Raw genomic sequence first — 18,528 nt, 5'->3', positions numbered from 1 at the left:
AGGAGTGAGCATGTCAGAGCAGACGATTGTCTGGGATTTGGCCCTGATCCAAAAATATAACTACTCAGGGCCGCGTTATACCTCATACCCCACGGCGCTGGAGTTTAACCAGTGCTACGACGAAGCGGCGTTTCAACGCGCCGCTGCGCGCTATCCTGAGCGACCGCTGTCGCTGTACGTGCATATCCCCTTCTGCCATAAGCTGTGCTACTTCTGCGGCTGCAACAAGCTGGTGACGCGCCAGACGCACAAGGCCGACGAATACCTGAACGTTTTGGCGCAAGAGATCGCCAGCCGTGCGCCGCTGTTCGCCGGCCGTAAAGTCGGCCAGATGCACTGGGGCGGCGGTACGCCGACCTACCTGGATAAAGCGCAAATCAGCCGGCTGGTGGCGTTGCTGCGCGAACACTTTGATTTCCTGCCCGATGCGGAGATGTCGATCGAGGTCGATCCGCGCGAGATAGAGCTGGATGTGCTCGATCATTTACGTGCAGAAGGCTTTAACCGTCTGAGCATGGGGGTGCAGGATTTCAACAAGCAGGTGCAGCAGCTGGTCAATCGCGAGCAGGACGAAGCCTTTATTTTCGCCCTGATTGAGCGGGCCAAAGCGCTGGGCTTCCGCTCGACCAATATCGATCTGATCTACGGCCTGCCGAAACAGACGCCGGAAAGCTTCGCTTTCACGCTGCAGCGGGTGGCTGAACTGAATCCCGATCGCCTCAGCGTGTTCAACTACGCGCATATGCCGAACTTGTTCGCCGCCCAGCGCAAAATCAAAGACGCCGATCTGCCGGGCGCGCAGCAGAAGCTGGATATCCTCCAGCAGAGCATCGCGTTCCTGACCGACGCCGGCTATCAGTTCATCGGCATGGATCACTTTGCCCGCCCGGACGACGAGCTGGCGATCGCGCAGCGCGAAGGCAAGCTGCACCGCAATTTCCAGGGCTACACCACTCAGGGCGACAGCGATCTGCTGGGGCTGGGCGTGTCGGCCATCAGCATGCTCGGCGACAGCTATGCGCAGAACCAGAAAGAGCTGAAGCGTTACTATGACAGCGTGCAGGCGAAGGGCAACGCGCTGTGGCGCGGGCTGGCGCTGACGGACGACGATTGCCTGCGGCGCGATCTGATCAAAACGCTGATCTGTAACTTCCGATTGGCGTATCAGCCGCTTGAACGGCAATACGGCATCGATTTCACCGCTTACTTCGCCGAAGACCTGCAGCTGCTGGCGCCGTTTGAACGCGATGGGCTGGTGGAGCGCGACGAGCAAGGCATTCGCGTCACGCCGCGCGGGCGCTTGCTGATCCGCAATATCTGCATGTGCTTCGACCGCTATCTGCGGCAACAGGCGCGCAGCCAGCAGTTCTCTCGGGTGATCTGAGGATGAAAAAACAGCCGCTGATGCGGCTGTTTTTTTAACTGAAGAAGTTAATCAGCGCGGCGCACAACACCGCGGCGACCGCCGCCTGCGGGGTGTGGCTGGCGGCGGAGCCCAGCTCCGCGCCCTGAGAAATGAACACGATGAATGAGTCCAGCATCGTCAACCTCCAGAGTGTGCGACACGATCATACTGCGCCCGCTCCGGCTGTAAAGCCTGAGGTTGGCGTTTTTTTGTGCGCCGGACTGCGTTTTTCATCATCCACCCACGCTCCTATTCCATGCCCAGCTCTTTGAGCTTGCGGGTCAGGGTATTGCGCCCCCAGCCCAGCAGGCGTGCGGCTTCCTGTTTGTGCCCCTGGGTGTGGCGTAGGGCGGTGGTGAGCAGCGTACGCTCCATCTCCGGCTGCGCTTCCGACAGCAGGTTTTGATGACCGGAACGCAGCGCGCGATCGGCCCACTGAGCCAGCAGCGTGGCCCAGCTGTCCGGCAGGCTGTGGCTGGGGCTCTCCGGCGCGGCGGTTTCGAACAGTTCGCTCGGCAGATCCTGAATCAGCACCTCTTGCCCGGCGGCCATCACCGTCAGCCAGCGGCAGGTATTCTCCAGCTGGCGCACGTTGCCCGGCCAGGGCAGGCGGGTCAGCGCGGTTTCGGTTTCCGGATGCAGGTTCTTGGCCTCGACGCCTAACTCTTTGGCGGCGATCTGCAGGAAGTGGCGCGCCAGCCGCGGGATGTCTTCCCGGCGCTCGCGCAGCGGCGGCAGGTGTACGCGGATCACGTTCAGGCGATGGAACAGGTCTTCGCGGAACTTGCCTTCCTGTACCCGCAGCTCCAGGTTTTGGTGCGTGGCGGCGATAATGCGCACGTCGACCTTCACCGGCGCATAGCCGCCGACCCGGTAGAACTGGCCGTCCGCCAGCACCCGCAGCAGGCGCGTTTGCACGTCGAGCGGCATATCGCCGATCTCGTCGAGGAACAGCGTGCCGCCGTCGGCCTGTTCAAAGCGCCCCTGACGGATTTGGTTCGCACCGGTGAAGGCGCCTTTCTCGTGGCCAAACAGCTCCGACTCGATCAGGTCTTTGGGGATGGCTGCCATGTTCAGGGCGATGAACGGCGACTTGGCGCGCGGGCTGTGGCGGTGCAGCGCATGCGCCACCAGCTCTTTGCCGGTGCCGGATTCGCCGTTGATCAGCACGCTGATCGACGAACGCGACAGCCGGCCGATGATGCGAAATACGTCCTGCATCGCCGGCGCTTCGCCGATGATGTCCGCCGCCGGATCGCTGGCCGGCTGGCTGCGCACCGGCTGCTGCTGCTCCTGATAATGGCTGATGGCGCGCTCGACCAGCGCCACTGCTTCGTCGATGTCGAACGGCTTCGGCAGGTAGTCGAAGGCCCCTTGCTGATAGGCGCTGACGGCGGCGTCCAAATCCGAATGCGCGGTCATGATAATCACCGGCAGCATCGGATGGCGCTGTTTGATCTGTTTGAGCAGCGCCAGACCGTCTATACCCGGCATGCGGATATCGGATAGCAGCACGTCGGGGGTTTGCGTGGCCAAGGCTTCCAGCACGTCATTGCCGCCTTCGAAGGTGGCGCAGCTCAGGCCCGCGCCGGTGAGCGCGCGCTCAAGCACCCAGCGGATGGAGCTATCGTCATCGACGATCCAGACTATCCCTCGTTGCATAGCAAACCTCACTGACGAATGGGCAGGTAGACCGAGAATTCGGTATGACCTGGCCAACTGTTGAATTCAATTTTTCCGCAATGCTGATCGATCAGATTGCGGGCGATGGATAATCCCAAGCCGGTACCGCCTTCACGGCCGCTGACCATCGGGTAGAACAGCGTGTCCTGCAGCTGCGCCGGCACGCCGGGGCCGTCGTCTTCGACGTCGATACGTGCCGCCAGGCGGTAGCGGGTACCGTGCAACGTAATCTGAAACGCGGTGCGGGTGCGCAGCGTGATGGTGCCGCCCGCCTCGCCCAGCGCCTGCAGCGCATTGCGGGTGATGTTCAGCAGCACCTGTTCTATCTGATCCGGGTCATGAGCCATTTCCGGCAGACTCGGATCGTAGTCGCGCACCAGCGTGACGTTATCCGGCATTTCCAGGGACACCAGTTGGCAGACGCGCTCCGCGACCTGATGAATGCTCTGGGTAATATGCTGGCCGGGCCGCTGCGGCCCGAGCAGACGATCCACCAGATTACGCAGCCGATCGGCCTGCTCAATGATCACCTTGGTGTATTCGGTCAGCGCCGGATCGGGCAGCGCTTTGGCCAGCAGCTGCGCTGCGCCGCGCAGGCCGCCCAGCGGGTTTTTAATTTCGTGCGCCAAACCGCGCACCAGATCGCGGGCTGCCACCTGTTGGGCATGTTGCAGCTGTTCCTGGCTCAGGCGGCGCTGATTGTCCATCGGCGCCAGCTCGACCAGGATATAGCCTTCCGGCAGCGCCTGAGCGGTCAGGGAAAGGATATGCGCGCGGCCGTCGACCACCAGGGTCACTTCGTTGTCCGTGAAGCCCTGCCCGGCGCGCAGGCTTTCACGCATCAGAGAGACGTTCAGCGAAAAATAACCGAGCAAATCGGGCAGCGGCGTGCCGAACAGCTTGCGGGAGCTTTGCGCCAGCAGCTGCTGTGCCGCCGGGTTGGCGTAGTGAACCGCCAGAGAGTCATCCAACAGCAGGATGCTGTTGATGAGTGAATTGAGGATCTGCCCAGCATCGGGCAGCTTGCCAGTTGCCATACAGCAGACTCCTGCACCTTTTTAGTGCATCTATCCTACTCCATCCGGGATCGGCGCGGTATGGAATAGTTTTGCAGAAAATACGGTGGAGAAAAAAACCCATCCGAAGATGGGCTGAAAGTTTCCACGGCAACAAAAAAGCGATAACAAAAATATGGGCGCCGTCCGCCTGCGCAGACGGCGCGGGTAGGGCTTAGACGCTGTAGTACAGTTCGAACTCAACCGGGTGTGGCGTCATACGAACGCGGTCCATCTCTTCTTTGCGCAGTTCGATGTAGGCATCGATCGCATCGTCGGTGAACACGCCGCCGCGGGTCAGGAACTCGCGGTCTTCGTTCAGTGCGGCCATCGCCTCGTCCAGCGAGCCGGCCACTTTTGGGATCTCGGCTTCTTCTTCCGGCGGCAGGTCGTACAGGTTTTTGTCCATGGCGTCGCCAGGGTGGATCTTGTTGATGATGCCGTCCAGGCCGGCCATCAGCAGTGCGGCGAAGCACAGGTATGGGTTAGCCGCCGGATCCGGGAAGCGGGCTTCGATGCGGCGCGCTTTCGGGCTGGCGACCACCGGGATACGGATGGACGCGGAGCGGTTACGGGCGGAGTAAGCCAGCATCACCGGCGCTTCGTAGCCCGGCACCAGACGTTTGTACGAGTTGGTGGTCGGGTTGGCCAGCGCGTTGATCGCCTTGGCGTGCTTGATGATGCCGCCGATGTAGAACAGCGCGGTTTCAGACAGGCCGCCGTATTTGTCGCCGGCGAACAGGTTGGTGCCGTTCTTGGACAGCGACATGTGGCAGTGCATGCCGGAACCGTTGTCACCGAACATAGGCTTCGGCATGAAGGTCGCGGTTTTACCGAAGGCGTGCGCCACGTTATGCACCACGTATTTGTAGATCTGAATTTCGTCGGCTTTCTTGGTCATGGTGTTGAAGCGGGTTGCCACTTCGTTCTGACCGGCGGTCGCCACTTCGTGGTGGTGCGCTTCAACCACCAGGCCCATCTCTTCCATGGTCAAACACATGGTGGAACGCAGATCCTGCGAAGAGTCGACCGGTGGAACCGGGAAGTAACCGCCTTTCACCGCCGGACGGTGGCCTTTGTTGCCGCCGTCGTATTTTGTGCCGGAGTTCCAGGCGCCTTCGATGTCGTCGATGGCCACGTGGGAACCGCGGATGCTGCTGCCGAAGCGAATGTCGTCGAACAGGAAGAATTCAGGCTCTGGCCCGAACAGGACGGTGTCCGCGATGCCGGAGGAGCGCAGGAAATCTTCGGCGCGTTTGGAGATGGAACGCGGGTCGCGATCGTAGCCTTGCATGGTGCCCGGCTCGAGAATGTCGCAGCGAATGATCAGCGTTGGTTCTTCGAAGAACGGATCCAGAACCGCCGTGCTGGCATCCGGCATCAGTACCATGTCAGATTCGTTGATGCCCTTCCAACCACCGATAGAGGAGCCGTCAAACATTTTGCCTTCTTCGAAGAAGTCGGCGTTTACCTGATGAGCCGGGATAGTCACGTGCTGTTCCTTACCCTTGGTGTCAGTGAAACGCAGGTCTACGAATTTCACTTCATGCTCATTCAGCATCGTCAAAACGTGTTCAGCGGACATACTTAACTCTCCCGGTTTATCATTGTCGTCGTCGTGGAACGAATCTGTGGAACTGGCTTTTTTTCGCCTTGAAAAGACTAAAGCGAAAAGCGTGCCAACTTTTTAAAAAGGCTTTCATCGCCTTTCTGCGCGGGTTTTACCCAGCCACAGTATGCACCATCAGCGATAAATTGCACCGTCATGGTGCAATTGGGGTGAGCGTGGGCACCGAAATGGTGCAAAAGTGCAACGATTGCGGCTTTTTGCACCGTGAAAGGGATCACAAACTGACCGGTACGCGGTTGTTTATAAGAGATGGTTGTGATCTTGTTTAGTCCCTCGCTTAATACGTGTACAATAGCGCGCTATTTCTAATGCCCGAGGCAAAGCTGTGATCGAAAATTTGCGTAACATCGCCATTATTGCCCACGTTGACCATGGTAAAACCACCCTGGTTGACAAGCTGCTGCAACAATCCGGTACTTTCGGAGAGCGTGCGGAAGCCACCGAACGCGTAATGGACTCCAACGATTTGGAGAAAGAGCGTGGGATTACCATCCTCGCAAAAAACACCGCCATTAATTGGAATGGTTACCGTATCAACATCGTGGATACCCCAGGACACGCCGACTTCGGCGGTGAGGTAGAGCGCGTGATGTCGATGGTTGACTCGGTGCTGCTGGTTGTGGATGCAATGGATGGCCCTATGCCGCAAACCCGCTTCGTGACCAAGAAGGCCTTCGCCAACGGTCTGAAGCCGATCGTGGTCATCAACAAGGTTGACCGCCCTGGCGCGCGCCCTGACTGGGTTGTGGATCAGGTGTTCGACCTGTTCGTGAACCTCGACGCGACCGACGAGCAGCTCGACTTCCCGATCATCTACGCTTCTGCGCTGAACGGCATCGCCGGCGTCGATCACACCGACATGGCGGAAGACATGACCCCGCTGTATCAGGCGATCGTCGACCACGTGTCTGCGCCGCAGGTTGAGCTGGAAGCGCCATTCCAGATGCAGATCTCCCAGTTGGACTACAACAACTACCTGGGCGTTATCGGCATCGGCCGCATCAAGCGCGGTAAAGTGAAGCCGAACCAGCAGGTCACCATCATCGACAGCGAAGGTAAAACTCGCAACGGTAAAGTGGGTAAAGTGCTGGGTCACCTGGGTCTGGAGCGTATCGACAGCACCCTGGCGGAAGCGGGCGACATCATCGCCATCACCGGCCTGGGCGAGCTGAACATCTCCGACACCATCTGCGACACCAATGCCGTAGAAGCGCTGCCGGCGCTGTCTGTCGACGAACCGACCGTCACCATGTTCTTCAACGTCAACACCTCGCCGTTCTGCGGTAAAGAAGGTAAGTACGTGACGTCGCGTCAGATCCTTGACCGTCTGAACAAAGAGCTGGTGCACAACGTGGCGCTGCGCGTTGAAGAAACCGACGATGCGGACGCCTTCCGCGTCTCCGGCCGTGGCGAGCTGCACCTGTCGGTGCTGATCGAAAACATGCGCCGTGAAGGTTTCGAGCTGGCGGTTTCCCGTCCGAAAGTTATCTTCCGCGAAATCGATGGCCGCAAGCAGGAGCCATTCGAGAACGTAACGCTGGATATCGAAGAGCAGCATCAGGGTTCCGTGATGCAGGCGATGGGCGAGCGTAAAGCTGACCTGAAAAACATGGATCCGGACGGTAAGGGCCGCGTACGTCTCGACTACGTGATCCCAAGCCGCGGTCTGATCGGCTTCCGTAACGAATTCATGACCATGACTTCGGGTACCGGTCTGCTGTACTCCACCTTCAGCCACTACGACGACGTGCGTCCGGGCGAAGTGGGCCAGCGTCAGAACGGCGTGCTGATTTCCAACGGCCAGGGCAAAGCGGTCGCGTTCGCGCTGTTCGGCCTGCAGGATCGCGGCAAGCTGTTCCTGGGCCACGGTGCGGAAGTGTATGAAGGCCAGATCATCGGTATTCACTCACGTTCCAACGACTTGACCGTAAACTGCCTGACCGGTAAGAAGCTGACCAACATGCGTGCTTCCGGTACTGACGAAGCGACTACCCTGGTTCCGGCCATCAAAATGACCCTGGAGCAAGCTCTGGAGTTCATCGATGACGACGAACTGGTAGAAGTGACGCCAACCTCGATCCGTATCCGTAAGCGTCACCTGACGGAAAACGATCGTAAGCGTGCCAGCCGCGGTCCTAAAGACGCTTAATCGCTGATTGAGTGTCCCCTGCTTAGGGCGCGGTTCTCGCGCCCTGAGTTTTTTCCTCTGTTGTTCCCCGTTTGTGCGGCGCGCTATGCGCTTTTCCGTTCGCTCCCTGTTCAGCTGTTCCTTTTCCCGCTACAGTGAAATCTCACCGGCCCATAGGAGAGGACTATGCTGTATATCTTTGATTTAGGTAATGTGATCGTCGATATCGATTTCAAGCGTGTGCTGGGCGTGTGGAGCAATTTGAGCGGCACGCCGTTGGCGGTGCTGTCCGATCGTTTCACCATGGGTGAGGTGTTCCAGCAGCATGAGCGCGGTGAAATCAGCGATGAAGACTTCGCCGGCAAACTGTGCGATGAAATGGGCATCGCGCTCAGCTTTGAGCAGTTCGCCACCGGTTGGCAGGCGGTATTCGTCGCGCTGCGCCCGGAGGTGATCGACATCATGCAGCGCCTGCGCAACGAAGGTCACCGGGTGGTGGTGCTGTCGAACACCAACCGTCTGCACTGCAACTACTGGCCGCAGCATTACCCTGAAGTGGCTGCCGCCGCCGATCATCTCTATTTGTCGCAAGATCTCGGCATGCGCAAACCGGAAGCCAACATCTACCAGCATGTGCTGGCCGCGGAAAACACCGCTGCCGCCGACGCGGTGTTCTTTGACGATCACCCGGCGAACGTCCTCGCCGCGCAGGCGCTGGGGATCAAGACTGTGCACGTCACCGATCGCGACGTGGTGCCGGCCTATTTTGCTCAATGAGCACAGGGCGCGTTAAGCTTAAGGCGTATCAACGGACATCAAGGAGTGACCATGTCGTTTTTCCGCCGCAAGAAGCTACCCTCTGCGATTAAGCCAAGCGTCACCTTCGGACGGCTCCTGTACCAACGCATCGACCACGATGGCCTGACGATGTTGGCGGGCCATCTCGCCTACGTTTCCCTGCTGTCGCTGGTGCCGCTGGTCACCGTGGTGTTCGCCCTGTTCGCCGCTTTCCCGATGTTTTCCGACATCAGCGAACAGCTGAAGAGCTTTATCTTTTCCAATTTCGTGCCGGCCGCCGGCAATGTGATCCAGAACTACCTGGAACAGTTCGTCGCCAATTCCAACAAGATGACCGCCGTCGGCACCTGCGGGCTGATCGTTACCGCGCTGCTGTTGATTTCCTCGGTGGACAGCGTGCTGAACACTATCTGGCGCAGCAAGAACAAGCGGCCGATCGTCTTCTCCTTCGCCGTGTACTGGATGGTGCTGACGCTGGGGCCGCTGCTGGTGGGCGCCAGCATGGCCATCAGTTCTTACCTGCTGTCGCTCAACTGGTTGGCGCAGACCGGCGTCAATGGCCTGGTGGATCAGGTGCTGCGCATCTTCCCGCTGATTTTGTCGTGCATCTCCTTCTGGCTGCTGTATTGCATCGTGCCGACGGTGCGCGTGCCGCCCAAAGATGCACTGATTGGCGCGGTGGTGGCCGGATTGCTGTTCGAACTGGGCAAGAAGGGATTCGCGCTGTACGTCACCATGTTCCCCTCCTATCAGCTGATTTACGGCGTGCTGGCGGTGATCCCGATTTTATTCCTGTGGGTCTATTGGAGCTGGTGTATCGTGTTACTCGGTGCGGAAATCACCGTGACCATCGGCGAATACCGCGACTACCGTCGGCAGAAGGCGGAGCAACAGGAACAAAAACCAGAAGGGCAGCAGGAATGATTGCGTTGATTCAACGGGTGTTAAACGCCAGCGTCACGGTGGGTGGCGAGACAGTAGGCAAGATTGGCCCCGGTTTGTTAGTGTTATTGGGCGTGGAGCAGGGCGATAACGAGCAAAAAGCGCAGCGCCTGTGCGAACGCGTGTTGGGATACCGCATTTTCGGCGACGAAAACGACAAGATGAATCTCAACGTCCAGCAGGCCGGGGGCAGCGTGCTGGTCGTTTCGCAGTTCACCCTGGCGGCGGACACCCAGAAGGGCATGCGGCCCAGCTTTTCGCGCGGCGCCGCGCCGCAGGAAGCCGATCGGTTGTATCAATATTTTGTAGGCCAATGCCGTGAACGCGGCGTAGAGACCCAGACCGGCGAGTTCGCCGCCGACATGCAGGTGGCGCTGGTCAACGATGGTCCGGTGACATTCTGGCTACAGGTCTAAGCATTCGGAGAACAGGCGTCTATGTATCACCTACGAGTACCCGTAACAGAGCAAGAACTGAAGGAGTATTACCAGTTTCGCTGGGAAATGCTGCGCAAGCCGCTGCACCAGCCGGTGGGTTCGGAAAAGGATGCCTATGACGCCATGGCCCATCACCAAATGGTGGTGGACGAGGCCGGTAAAATTGTCGCCATCGGGCGGCTGTATATCAATGCCGACAACGAGGCGGCGATCCGTTTTCTAGCGGTAGACCCGACGTTGCAGGATAAAGGGTTGGGAACGCTGGTGGCGATAACGCTGGAGTCCGTCGCACGGCAGGAAGGCGTGAAGCGGGTGGTGTGCAGTGCCCGTGAAGACGCGGTGGATTTCTTCGCCAAGCTGGGCTTCGTCAATCAGGGCGAGATCACCGCGCCGCAGACCACCCCGATCCGTCACTTTTTAATGATCAAACCGGTGGCGACGCTGGACGATATCCTGCATCGCCCTGATTGGTGCGGCCAATTGCAGCAGGCCTGGTATGAACACATTCCGCTGAGCGAAAAGATGGGCGTGCGCATCAGCCAATACACCGGCCAGCGCTTCGTCACCACCATGCCGGAGATCGGCAACCAGAATCCGCACCACACGCTGTTCGCCGGCAGCCTGTTCTCGCTGGCGACGCTGACCGCCTGGGGGCTGATTTGGCTGCTGCTGCGCGAGCGCCATCTCGGCGGCACCATCATTCTGGCGGACGCGCACATTCGCTACAGCAAACCGATTACCGGCAGGCCGCGTGCGGTGGCGGATCTGGGCTCGCTGAGCGGCGATTTGGCGCGTCTGGCGCGCGGCCGCCGCGCGCGCGTGCACGCCGAAGTGCATCTGTTCGGCGACGAGGATAAGGGCGCGGTATTCGAAGGCACCTACATGGTGTTGCCGGCCGAGCCGGATGTGCCGCTGGATCAGGGTGGCTCTGAAGCGCTGGAAGAGTAGGGTGGCGGCCCTGCCCTGAGGGCGGGCCGCGCAGTGCATTACGGCAGTTGTTGGTTCACCGCTTGGCCGTCGCCGGCGGTGGCCTGCAGATTGCCTTTCAATGAGGCCTTGAACGGCCCGTCGCTGTTCAGCAGCCCTTTCAACTGCAGCTCAAGGTTGCCGTCTCCCGTCAGCGGCACCGGCTGCCATCCCCATTGCTGCAAGGTGTTGATCGGTACCGAACGGCCGTGCAGCGTCAGCTGGAACGGCTTGCCCGGCAGCTGATCGACGGTCGCTTTGGCCTCCAGCAACCCATTGGGCATAAAGGCGCTGAGCTCGGTGACGGTGATCTGGTTGGCGTCGGCGTTCAGCGCCAGCGAAGGGCGCCGCACGTCGATTTTGTTGAAGGTGGCCTCGCTGCCGTTCAGGTTTAGCGAACCGGACCAAATGCCCCACTGGTGGTCGCGCGCCAGCAGCAGGTTGCTGCCGTAACCGTCCAGCGCGGTGATCTGGAACGGGAATGCCGGGTTGATATCGATGATCAGATTGCGGTTGGTGGTCAGCTTGGTGACGTACACCTCCGCCAGCCAGTCCGGCAGCGGTTTCAGCCACAGCTCGCGCCAGTCGATAGGCAGGGTGTACTCCAGCGCCGCCATGGCCACTTCATCCAGCTGCAGGCGTTTACCGGCGCGCAGCCAGTTGCCGGAGGTGCGCAGCAGCCCGCCTTCCCAGCGGGTGGTGAACTGCTGAATGGCGATGCCGGCGGAAGAGAGCCGCAGGGTGGCGATCGGATCGATCAGGTGGAAACCGCCGTTGACCACGTCGCCGGCGTTGAAGTTGAGCGAGCCGTCTTCACTGCGCCAGTCGCCTTTTTCGACGCTGACGTTTTGCAGCGACAAATCGAGATCGTTAACCGCCCACGCCTTGCCTTCCAGGCGCGCATCGATCAGATCGAAACGCTTGAGGGTGACCGGCGGCAGAGCGGTGAAGCGCCGCATGAATTCCGCCAACGTCATCGGGGTCTGCATGCGCACGCCGCTCAGCCGCAGGCGATCCACCTGCCAGCTGCCGTCGGTGGCGCGGCTGGCCACGCCGGTCAGGTCGCCCTGCGCCAGATCGGCGCCGAAGTTGTTCAACAGCAACTGGCCCTGTTTTTGCTCCCCCTGCACTAACACCTTCGAGGCGGGGATGCCGTTCAGCGTCATCGAACCGGCGCTGAACTGGAACTGGTTGTTGTCCCCCAGCAGATGGCCGGCCAGCGGGCGCCACGGCGTGATGCCGGCAGTGACCTGCTGCGCGTTGAGCTGCCACTCGTTATCGTTGGACTGCAGCGCCATGTTGCTCAACTGCAGCACGTCGGCCTGTACAGGCAACGCCGCCGCCTGTGGCTGCACGTTCAGCGTGCCGTCGCGCAGCGTGACGCTGTGAAAATAGCGCGGCTCGGTGATTTGGCGCAGGCTGAGGCCGAGATCGACGCGTTTGGCAACCAGCGCCTGCGGCTGGCCGCTGCGCGCCAGCTGCACGTCTTCCAGACCGATCTGGTCCGGTTGGCTCCACGAATGGGTGATTTTTCCTATCGACAGGCGGTATTCGCTGTTGTCGCTGATCCAGGCACTCAAGCGGCCTGCCGCCCAGCGGGTTTGCCCGACCAGGTACAGCACCACCACCGCCAGCACGATCAGCAGCAGCAACGTCAGCAACAGCTTTCCGATAAATTTCATCGTCTACATCCGCATCGGTCAAAAAAGATACCCTGTTTATGCCGCAATTGGCCGGGCATCTCAAGGGCAATGGTCTGATAGACAATAAAAAACGGCCGCAAGCGGCCGTTTGAACGCCAATGGGCGGGTTACTTTTTCTCGTGTTCCTGCGGGAACACCAGGTTCAGCACGATGGCGGTAATGCCGCCGGCGGCGATGCCGGAAGAGAGCAGGGTTTTCAGCCAGTCCGGCGCGAACTGCAGGATCAGCGGCTGCTGGGAGACGCCCATGCCGACGGCCAGCGACAGCGCCATGATCATGATGGCGCGGCGGTTCAGGCGCTCGCGCGACACGATGCGCACGCCGGAGGCGGCGATGGTGCCGAACATCACGATGGTCGCGCCGCCCAGTACCGGCTCGGGGATGTGCTGCACGAAGCCGGCCACCGCCGGGAACAGCCCCAGCGCGATCAGCATCAGCGCCACCACAAAGCCGACATAGCGGCTGGCGACGCCGGTCAGCTGGATCACGCCGTTGTTCTGGCCGAAGCAGGAGTTGGGGAAGGTATTGAACACCGCCGACAGCATCGAGTTCAGGCCGTTGGCCAGTACGCCCCCTTTTAGACGCTTCATGTACAGCGGCCCGCTGACCGGCTGTTCGGAGACATCAGAGGTGGCGGTGATGTCGCCGATGGTTTCCAGCGAGGTGACCATAAAGATCAGCATCAGCGGCAGCAGCAGGTTCCAGTCGAAGCCCAGGCCGTAATAGAGCGGCGTGGGAATAGTGATCGCCGCCGTGGGTGCCGCCGGAGCGTCGGCGGGCAGCATGTCCATCGCCCAGGCCAACAGATAGCCGACCGCCATGGCGATCACCAATGAAGCGACGCGCAGGTAAGGGTTGCGCTGGCGGTTCAGCAGGATGATGACCGCCAGCACCGCGCCGGCCAGCAGCAGGTTTTTCGGTGAGCCGAAGCTGTGATCGTTCATCGCGGCATAACCGCCGCCGATCGAGGTCAAACCGACCTGAATCAGCGACAGGCCAATGATCATCACCACGATGCCGGAAACCAGCGGGGTGATGATGCGGCGCGCCAGATGCAGCACGCGCGACAGCAAAATTTCGGTGCAAGAAGCGACCATCAGGGTGCCGAACAGCGCGGCCATCATGGTCGGCACGTCGGCGCCGCCGTTTTTCAGCGCCAGACCGCCCATGATCAGCGGCGAAACGAAGTTGAAGCTGGTGCCCTGAATCGACAGTAGCCCGGAACCCACCGGCCCCCAGGTTTTGATTTGCAGAATGGAAGCCAGGCCGGAGGCGAACAGCGACATGCTGATGATGTGCTGGGTATCCTGCGCCGGCAGGCCCAGCGCCTGGCAGATCAGCAGCGCCGGAGTGATCACCGCAACGAACATCGCCAACAGATGCTGGCCGGCGGCAAACAGCGTTTGCGGCAGCGGCGGGCGGTCTTCGAGGCGATAAATCAGTTCACTGGCGCGGGGTTCAGAGGCGGCTTGGCGTGTGGCATCAAGCTCGGAGGATGACATGCTCATGGTGTGGCGTTTCCAGATACGGCAAAGCAGGCATTTTAATGCGCCGCCCCGCAAAAGCAAACGGTTGCGCCTAAATATTATATTGTCAACTTTCCTGTTTATGTCGCATTTTCATTCATTTTTTCTTGTCATCTTAGCGTTTTTTACTTCTAATCCTGGACTCATCAAGTTTAAAAACTCAGTGGTTTTCTATAACTTATTATTTTTATTTGGATCTTTTCCCTTACATGGAGTACCTGGATGTTTCATCTTGATACTTATGGCACGTTAGTCGCCGCGACGCTGGTTTTGCTCCTCGGGGGCAAGTGCGTCAGAAGCATTCCTCTGCTGCGAAAATATACCATTCCTGCCCCCGTCGCCGGCGGTTTGCTGGTGGCCCTTCTGTTGTTAGCCCTGAAAAAGTTCGCCAACTGGGAAATCAGCTTTGACATGTCGCTGAAGGATCCGCTGATGCTGGCCTTTTTCGCCACTATCGGGCTGAATGCCAACCTGGCGCGGTTGCGCGCCGGCGGCAAGGCGCTGATGGTATTCCTGTTCGTGGTGCTGGGGCTGCTGTTGGTGCAGAACGCCATCGGCATCGGCATGGCGAAAATGCTGGGGTTGGATCCGTTGATGGGCCTGATCGCCGGGTCGATCACCCTGTCGGGCGGCCACGGCACCGGGGCGGCCTGGAGCAAGCTGTTCATCGAGCGCTACGGCTTTGAAAACGCGACGGAAGTCGCCATGGCCTGTGCCACCTTCGGCCTGGTGCTGGGCGGCCTGATCGGCGGCCCGGTGGCGCGCTATCTGGTCAAACACTCCTCTACGCCGGAAGGCACGCCGGAAGACAGCGTGCAGCCGAGCGGTTTCGAGAAGCCGGAAAGCGGCCGCCTGATCACCTCGCTGGTGATGATCGAAACCATCGCCATGATCGCCATCTGTCTGAGCCTGGGGCAGCTGATTGCCGGCCTGCTGAACGGCACGGTGTTTGAGCTGCCTAACTTCGTTTGCGTGCTGTTCGTCGGGGTGATCCTCAGCAACACGCTGGCCTTCACCGGTTTCTATACCGTGTTCGAGCGGGCGGTATCGGTGCTGGGTAACGTCAGCCTGTCGCTGTTCCTGGCGATGGCGTTGATGAGCCTGCGCCTGTGGGAGCTGGCTTCGCTGGCGTTACCGATGCTGGCGATCCTGGCGGTGCAGACGCTGGTGATGGCGCTGTACGCGATCTTTGTTACCTACCGGGTGATGGGCAAGAACTACGACGCGGCGGTGCTGGCCGCCGGCCACTGCGGTTTCGGCATGGGTGCCACGCCGACGGCGATCGCCAACATGCAGGCGATCACCGATCGCTTCGGCCCGTCGCATCTGGCGTTTCTGGTGGTGCCGATGGTGGGAGCGTTCTTTATCGATATCGCCAACGCCATCGTTATCAAGCTGTATCTGCTGCTGCCGGTGTTCCCGGCGGTGGGGTGATATCGCGAGTCATCATGAGAAGGGCGCCTGCGGCGCCCTTTTTTATGCGTTGGAGTAGCGCGCCTTCTCCGGCAGCCAGCGTTCGATCAGCGCCTGGGCGTGTTCCGGGTAGTGCTGATGGAGATGGCGGGCGACGCGTTGCACTTCGGGGATCATCGCCTGGTCGCGCAACAGGTCCGCCACCTTGAATTCGGCGCTGCCGGTCTGGCGGGTGCCCAGCAGCTCGCCCGGGCCGCGGATCTCCAGATCGCGCTGGGCGATGACAAAGCCGTCGTTGCTGTCGCGCAGCACTTGCAGGCGCGTTTGCGCGGTTTTGCTCAGCGGCGTTTTGTACAGCAGCACGCAGTGTGAAGCCACCGCGCCGCGCCCTACGCGGCCGCGCAGCTGGTGCAGCTGCGCCAGGCCCAGCCGTTCCGGGTTTTCGATGATCATCAGGCTGGCGTTGGGCACGTCGACGCCGACCTCGATCACCGTGGTGGCGACCAACAGCTGCAGCTCGCCCTGTTTAAACGCCTGCATCACCGCCTGCTTTTCCTGCGCTTTCATGCGGCCGTGCACCAGCGCCACCTTCAGCTCCGGCAGCGCGGCTTTCAATTCTTCCCAGGTGGCTTCCGCCGCCTGCGCTTCCAGCAGCTCGGACTCTTCGATCAGCGTACATACCCAGTAAGCCTGCCGTCCTTCTTCCAGACAGGCGCTTTTCACCCGTTGAATGATGTCGGCGCGGCGGGTATCGGGAATGGCGACGGTGGTCACCGGCGTGCGGCCCGGCGGCAGCTCGTCGATGACCGAGGTATCGAGATCGGCATAGGCGGTCATCGCCAGCGTGCGCGGGATCGGCGTGGCGGTCATGATCAGCTGATGGGCGTGGAAGCCTTGCTCTTCGCCTTTCTCCCACAGCGCCAGCCGCTGATGCACCCCGAAGCGGTGCTGCTCATCAATGATCACCAGCGCCAGGCCGTTGAACTGCACCTGCTCCTGGAAGATGGCGTGGGTACCGACCACCATCGATACCTGGCCGCTGGCGATGGCTTCCTGCTGCGCGATGCGCGCCTTGCCTTTCTGTTTGCCCGCCAGCCAGCCGACCTGCAGCCCCAGCGGTTCGAACCACTGGCGGAAGTTGTTGGCATGCTGTTCGGCCAGCAGCTCGGTCGGCGCCATCAGCGCCACCTGCTTGCCGTGCGCGATGGCGCGCAGCGCCGCCAGCGCCGCCACCAGCGTTTTGCCGGAACCGACGTCGCCCTGTACCAGCCGCATCATCGGGAAGTCTTTTTGCATGTCGGCTTCGATGTCGGCCACCACGCGCGTTTGCGCGCCGGTCGGCGAGAACGGCAACTGTGCGAGAAAACGGTTTTTCAGCCGATCGTCCGGCAGCAGCGGTTGCGCCTGATAACTCTGCGCGCCGGCGCGCACCGCCAGCATGCTGAGGTTATGCGCCAGCAGCTCTTCGAGGATCAGGCGTTTTTGCGCCGGGTGTTTGCCCAGTTCCAGATCCGCCAGCTGAATGTCCGGCGGCGGGCGATGCAGGGTGTGCAGCGCCTGCGGCAGGCTCATCAGGCCGCCGCTCAGCTCCGGCGGCAGCAGTTCGGCGATGGCGCAGGTATCCAGCAGCGCCAGCGCCTGGTCGGTCAGCTTGCGCAGCGTGGCCTGCCGCACCCCCTCGGTGGTGGGGTAGACCGGCGTCAGCGACTCCTGCAGCTCGACCTCGCTGGCTTCGCCCTGAATACGGTATTCCGGATGAATGATCTCCGCGCCGTGGTTGCCGCGTTTGATCTCGCCGTAGGCGGTCACGCGGCGGCCGGTGGCCAGGCTGTTCTTCATTGCGGCGTTGAAGTTGAAGAAGCGCATGGTGAGGATGCCGGTGCCGTCGCTGATCTGGCAGGTCAGCATGCGGCGGCGGCCGAAGCTGATGTCGCTGCGCAGCACTTCCCCTTCTACCGTGGCGTAGATGCCCGGCAGCAGATCGTTGATCGGATAGAGGCGGGTGCGGTCTTCGTAGCGCAGCGGCAGGTGCAGCAGCAGATCCTGAATGGTCTCGAGGCCAAGCTTGGCCAGTTTGCCCGCCTGGCTGGCGCCAACCCCGGAAAGCGTGGTGAGTGGGACAGCATCCAGCAGGCGGCCTTTCATTTGCGCACCGTCGCCTGCATGGCCGCCCACCATTCGGCGCTGGCGACCACCTGACCCTGTTCGTCGATCTGCGGACGCGGCAGCCCCTTGCGTTTGGCCACGTTGGCCAGCACCGGATAGCCGCCTTCGAACAGCAGACGCTGCTGCTCTTCTTCGTCCAGCATGCTGTTGTCGCGGCGGTACAGGCCGGCGTTTTGCCGCTGGCGCTGCGCCTCATACAGGATCAGCGCCGAAGCCACGGAGACGTTGAGCGATTGCACCATGCCGATCATCGGAATGACGATGTCTTGATCGGCGAGCGCCAGCGCTTCTTCGGTGATGCCGGTTTTTTCCTGGCCGAGCAGCACGCAGGTTGGCCGGGTGTAGTCCACCTCGCGGAAATCGACCGCGCGCGCAGACAGGTTGGTGGCCAGAATTTGCATGCCCTGCGCTTTCAGGTGACCGACCGCGTCGCCGATGGTGGGATGGGTTTTAACGCTGACCCAGCTGTTGCTGCCGGCGGCGGAGGAAACCAGGGTGCGCATGCGGGTGGTGGGCCACACGGCGTGGACCTGATGCACGCCGACGGCGTCGGCGGTGCGGATAATGGCGGAGACGTTATGCGGCTTGTGCACTTGCTCCAGGCAGACCGTCAAATCCGGCTGCCGGGTCGCGAGCATTTCACAAATCCGCGCATAGCGTTCAGGACTCATAAGCG

The 18,528-nt window shown here is 60.9% G+C and carries 15 protein-coding genes; 7 read left to right on the top strand and 8 right to left on the bottom strand.

Annotated elements, in window-relative coordinates; all coding sequences use genetic code 11:
* Positions 1 to 10 precede the first annotated feature (10 nt).
* Complete coding sequence (hemN, locus tag ACMGGW_RS22555; RefSeq protein ID WP_197832633.1) at positions 11 to 1,384, top strand: oxygen-independent coproporphyrinogen III oxidase; 1,374 nt, start codon at positions 11 to 13, stop codon at positions 1,382 to 1,384.
* 34 nt (positions 1,385 to 1,418) lie between these two features.
* Here the strand turns inward: hemN and ACMGGW_RS22550 are convergent, their stop codons facing one another.
* The 4 genes from ACMGGW_RS22550 to glnA all read right to left on the bottom strand — a co-directional run bounded on the left by ACMGGW_RS22550 (position 1,419) and on the right by glnA (position 5,728).
* Positions 1,419 to 1,541 (bottom strand): YshB family small membrane protein, encoded by a 123-nt coding sequence (locus tag ACMGGW_RS22550; protein WP_015379453.1) that lies wholly within the window; start codon positions 1,539 to 1,541, stop codon positions 1,419 to 1,421.
* Positions 1,542 to 1,654: 113 nt separating this feature from the next.
* Positions 1,655 to 3,067 carry a nitrogen regulation protein NR(I) gene (gene glnG, locus ACMGGW_RS22545; protein ID WP_025304716.1) on the bottom strand — a complete coding sequence of 471 codons (1,413 nt, stop codon included), beginning with the start codon at positions 3,065 to 3,067 and terminating at the stop codon, positions 1,655 to 1,657.
* 8 nt (positions 3,068 to 3,075) lie between these two features.
* Complete coding sequence (gene glnL, locus ACMGGW_RS22540) at positions 3,076 to 4,125, bottom strand: nitrogen regulation protein NR(II) (RefSeq protein ID WP_004931246.1); 1,050 nt, start codon at positions 4,123 to 4,125, stop codon at positions 3,076 to 3,078.
* 193 nt (positions 4,126 to 4,318) lie between these two features.
* The gene (glnA, locus tag ACMGGW_RS22535; protein WP_025304715.1) at positions 4,319 to 5,728 is read right to left on the bottom strand and encodes a glutamate--ammonia ligase; all 1,410 of its coding nucleotides are present in this window, start codon (positions 5,726 to 5,728) and stop codon (positions 4,319 to 4,321) included.
* Between the two features lie 370 nt (positions 5,729 to 6,098).
* Between glnA and typA the strand changes: the two genes are divergently transcribed.
* From typA to fabY, 5 genes are all read left to right on the top strand, one after another.
* On the top strand, positions 6,099 to 7,922 hold the full coding sequence (gene typA, locus ACMGGW_RS22530) for a ribosome-dependent GTPase TypA (RefSeq protein WP_004931243.1): 1,824 nt from the start codon (positions 6,099 to 6,101) through the stop codon (positions 7,920 to 7,922).
* A gap of 165 nt (positions 7,923 to 8,087) precedes the next feature.
* Positions 8,088 to 8,678 carry a glucose-1-phosphatase gene (gene yihX / locus ACMGGW_RS22525; RefSeq protein ID WP_025304714.1) on the top strand — a complete coding sequence of 197 codons (591 nt, stop codon included), beginning with the start codon at positions 8,088 to 8,090 and terminating at the stop codon, positions 8,676 to 8,678.
* A 51-nt stretch (positions 8,679 to 8,729) separates the two neighbouring features.
* Complete coding sequence (locus ACMGGW_RS22520) at positions 8,730 to 9,623, top strand: virulence factor BrkB family protein (protein ID WP_025304713.1); 894 nt, start codon at positions 8,730 to 8,732, stop codon at positions 9,621 to 9,623.
* Complete coding sequence (dtd, locus tag ACMGGW_RS22515; protein ID WP_025304712.1) at positions 9,620 to 10,057, top strand: D-aminoacyl-tRNA deacylase; 438 nt, start codon at positions 9,620 to 9,622, stop codon at positions 10,055 to 10,057. Before ACMGGW_RS22520 ends, dtd begins: the two co-directional genes overlap by 4 nt.
* A 21-nt stretch (positions 10,058 to 10,078) precedes the next feature.
* On the top strand, positions 10,079 to 11,026 hold the full coding sequence (gene fabY / locus ACMGGW_RS22510; RefSeq protein ID WP_025304711.1) for a fatty acid biosynthesis protein FabY: 948 nt from the start codon (positions 10,079 to 10,081) through the stop codon (positions 11,024 to 11,026).
* Between the two features lie 38 nt (positions 11,027 to 11,064).
* Here the strand turns inward: fabY and ACMGGW_RS22505 are convergent, their stop codons facing one another.
* On the bottom strand, positions 11,065 to 12,726 hold the full coding sequence (locus ACMGGW_RS22505) for an AsmA family protein (protein ID WP_049295009.1): 1,662 nt from the start codon (positions 12,724 to 12,726) through the stop codon (positions 11,065 to 11,067).
* A 128-nt stretch (positions 12,727 to 12,854) separates the two neighbouring features.
* Positions 12,855 to 14,255: a solute carrier family 23 protein gene (locus ACMGGW_RS22500; RefSeq protein WP_197832634.1), complete on the bottom strand. Its 1,401-nt coding sequence runs from the start codon at positions 14,253 to 14,255 to the stop codon at positions 12,855 to 12,857.
* 240 nt (positions 14,256 to 14,495) lie between these two features.
* Here ACMGGW_RS22500 and gltS point away from each other — a divergent pair, with 240 nt between their 5' ends.
* Positions 14,496 to 15,707, top strand: a complete 1,212-nt coding sequence (gene gltS, locus ACMGGW_RS22495) for a sodium/glutamate symporter (RefSeq protein WP_025304708.1) — start codon at positions 14,496 to 14,498, stop codon at positions 15,705 to 15,707.
* Positions 15,708 to 15,749: 42 nt separating this feature from the next.
* Here gltS and recG read toward each other — a convergent pair whose 3' ends face one another.
* Both recG and trmH read right to left on the bottom strand, forming a co-directional pair.
* A complete protein-coding gene (recG, locus tag ACMGGW_RS22490; protein ID WP_043141057.1) occupies positions 15,750 to 17,831 on the bottom strand; it encodes an ATP-dependent DNA helicase RecG in 2,082 nt (693 codons plus the stop codon).
* Complete coding sequence (trmH, locus tag ACMGGW_RS22485) at positions 17,828 to 18,523, bottom strand: tRNA (guanosine(18)-2'-O)-methyltransferase TrmH (protein WP_033639122.1); 696 nt, start codon at positions 18,521 to 18,523, stop codon at positions 17,828 to 17,830. The genes recG and trmH overlap by 4 nt, the downstream gene beginning before the upstream one ends.
* Between the last annotated feature and the right edge of the window lie 5 nt (positions 18,524 to 18,528).

The organism is Serratia sp. BNK-4 (genome assembly GCF_048685115.1).
Taxonomy (GTDB): domain Bacteria; phylum Pseudomonadota; class Gammaproteobacteria; order Enterobacterales; family Enterobacteriaceae; genus Serratia; species Serratia bockelmannii.
This window is presented reverse-complemented; position numbering and strand designations above follow the sequence as displayed.

Bases quoted from the DNA above. Each gene is read 5' to 3' on its own strand.
- glnG (WP_025304716.1), bottom strand. From the start codon at position 3,067: ATGCAACGAGGGATAGTCTGGATCGTCGATGACGATAGCTCCATCCGC.
- dtd (WP_025304712.1), top strand. From the start codon at position 9,620: ATGATTGCGTTGATTCAACGGGTGTTAAACGCCAGCGTCACGGTGGGT.
- ACMGGW_RS22550 (WP_015379453.1), bottom strand. From the start codon at position 1,541: ATGCTGGACTCATTCATCGTGTTCATTTCTCAGGGCGCGGAGCTGGGC.
- yihX (WP_025304714.1), top strand. From the start codon at position 8,088: ATGCTGTATATCTTTGATTTAGGTAATGTGATCGTCGATATCGATTTC.
- ACMGGW_RS22505 (WP_049295009.1), bottom strand. From the start codon at position 12,726: ATGAAATTTATCGGAAAGCTGTTGCTGACGTTGCTGCTGCTGATCGTG.
- recG (WP_043141057.1), bottom strand. From the start codon at position 17,831: ATGAAAGGCCGCCTGCTGGATGCTGTCCCACTCACCACGCTTTCCGGG.
- hemN (WP_197832633.1), top strand. From the start codon at position 11: ATGTCAGAGCAGACGATTGTCTGGGATTTGGCCCTGATCCAAAAATAT.
- glnA (WP_025304715.1), bottom strand. From the start codon at position 5,728: ATGTCCGCTGAACACGTTTTGACGATGCTGAATGAGCATGAAGTGAAA.
- ACMGGW_RS22500 (WP_197832634.1), bottom strand. From the start codon at position 14,255: ATGAGCATGTCATCCTCCGAGCTTGATGCCACACGCCAAGCCGCCTCT.
- fabY (WP_025304711.1), top strand. From the start codon at position 10,079: ATGTATCACCTACGAGTACCCGTAACAGAGCAAGAACTGAAGGAGTAT.
- trmH (WP_033639122.1), bottom strand. From the start codon at position 18,523: ATGAGTCCTGAACGCTATGCGCGGATTTGTGAAATGCTCGCGACCCGG.
- glnL (WP_004931246.1), bottom strand. From the start codon at position 4,125: ATGGCAACTGGCAAGCTGCCCGATGCTGGGCAGATCCTCAATTCACTC.
- gltS (WP_025304708.1), top strand. From the start codon at position 14,496: ATGTTTCATCTTGATACTTATGGCACGTTAGTCGCCGCGACGCTGGTT.
- ACMGGW_RS22520 (WP_025304713.1), top strand. From the start codon at position 8,730: ATGTCGTTTTTCCGCCGCAAGAAGCTACCCTCTGCGATTAAGCCAAGC.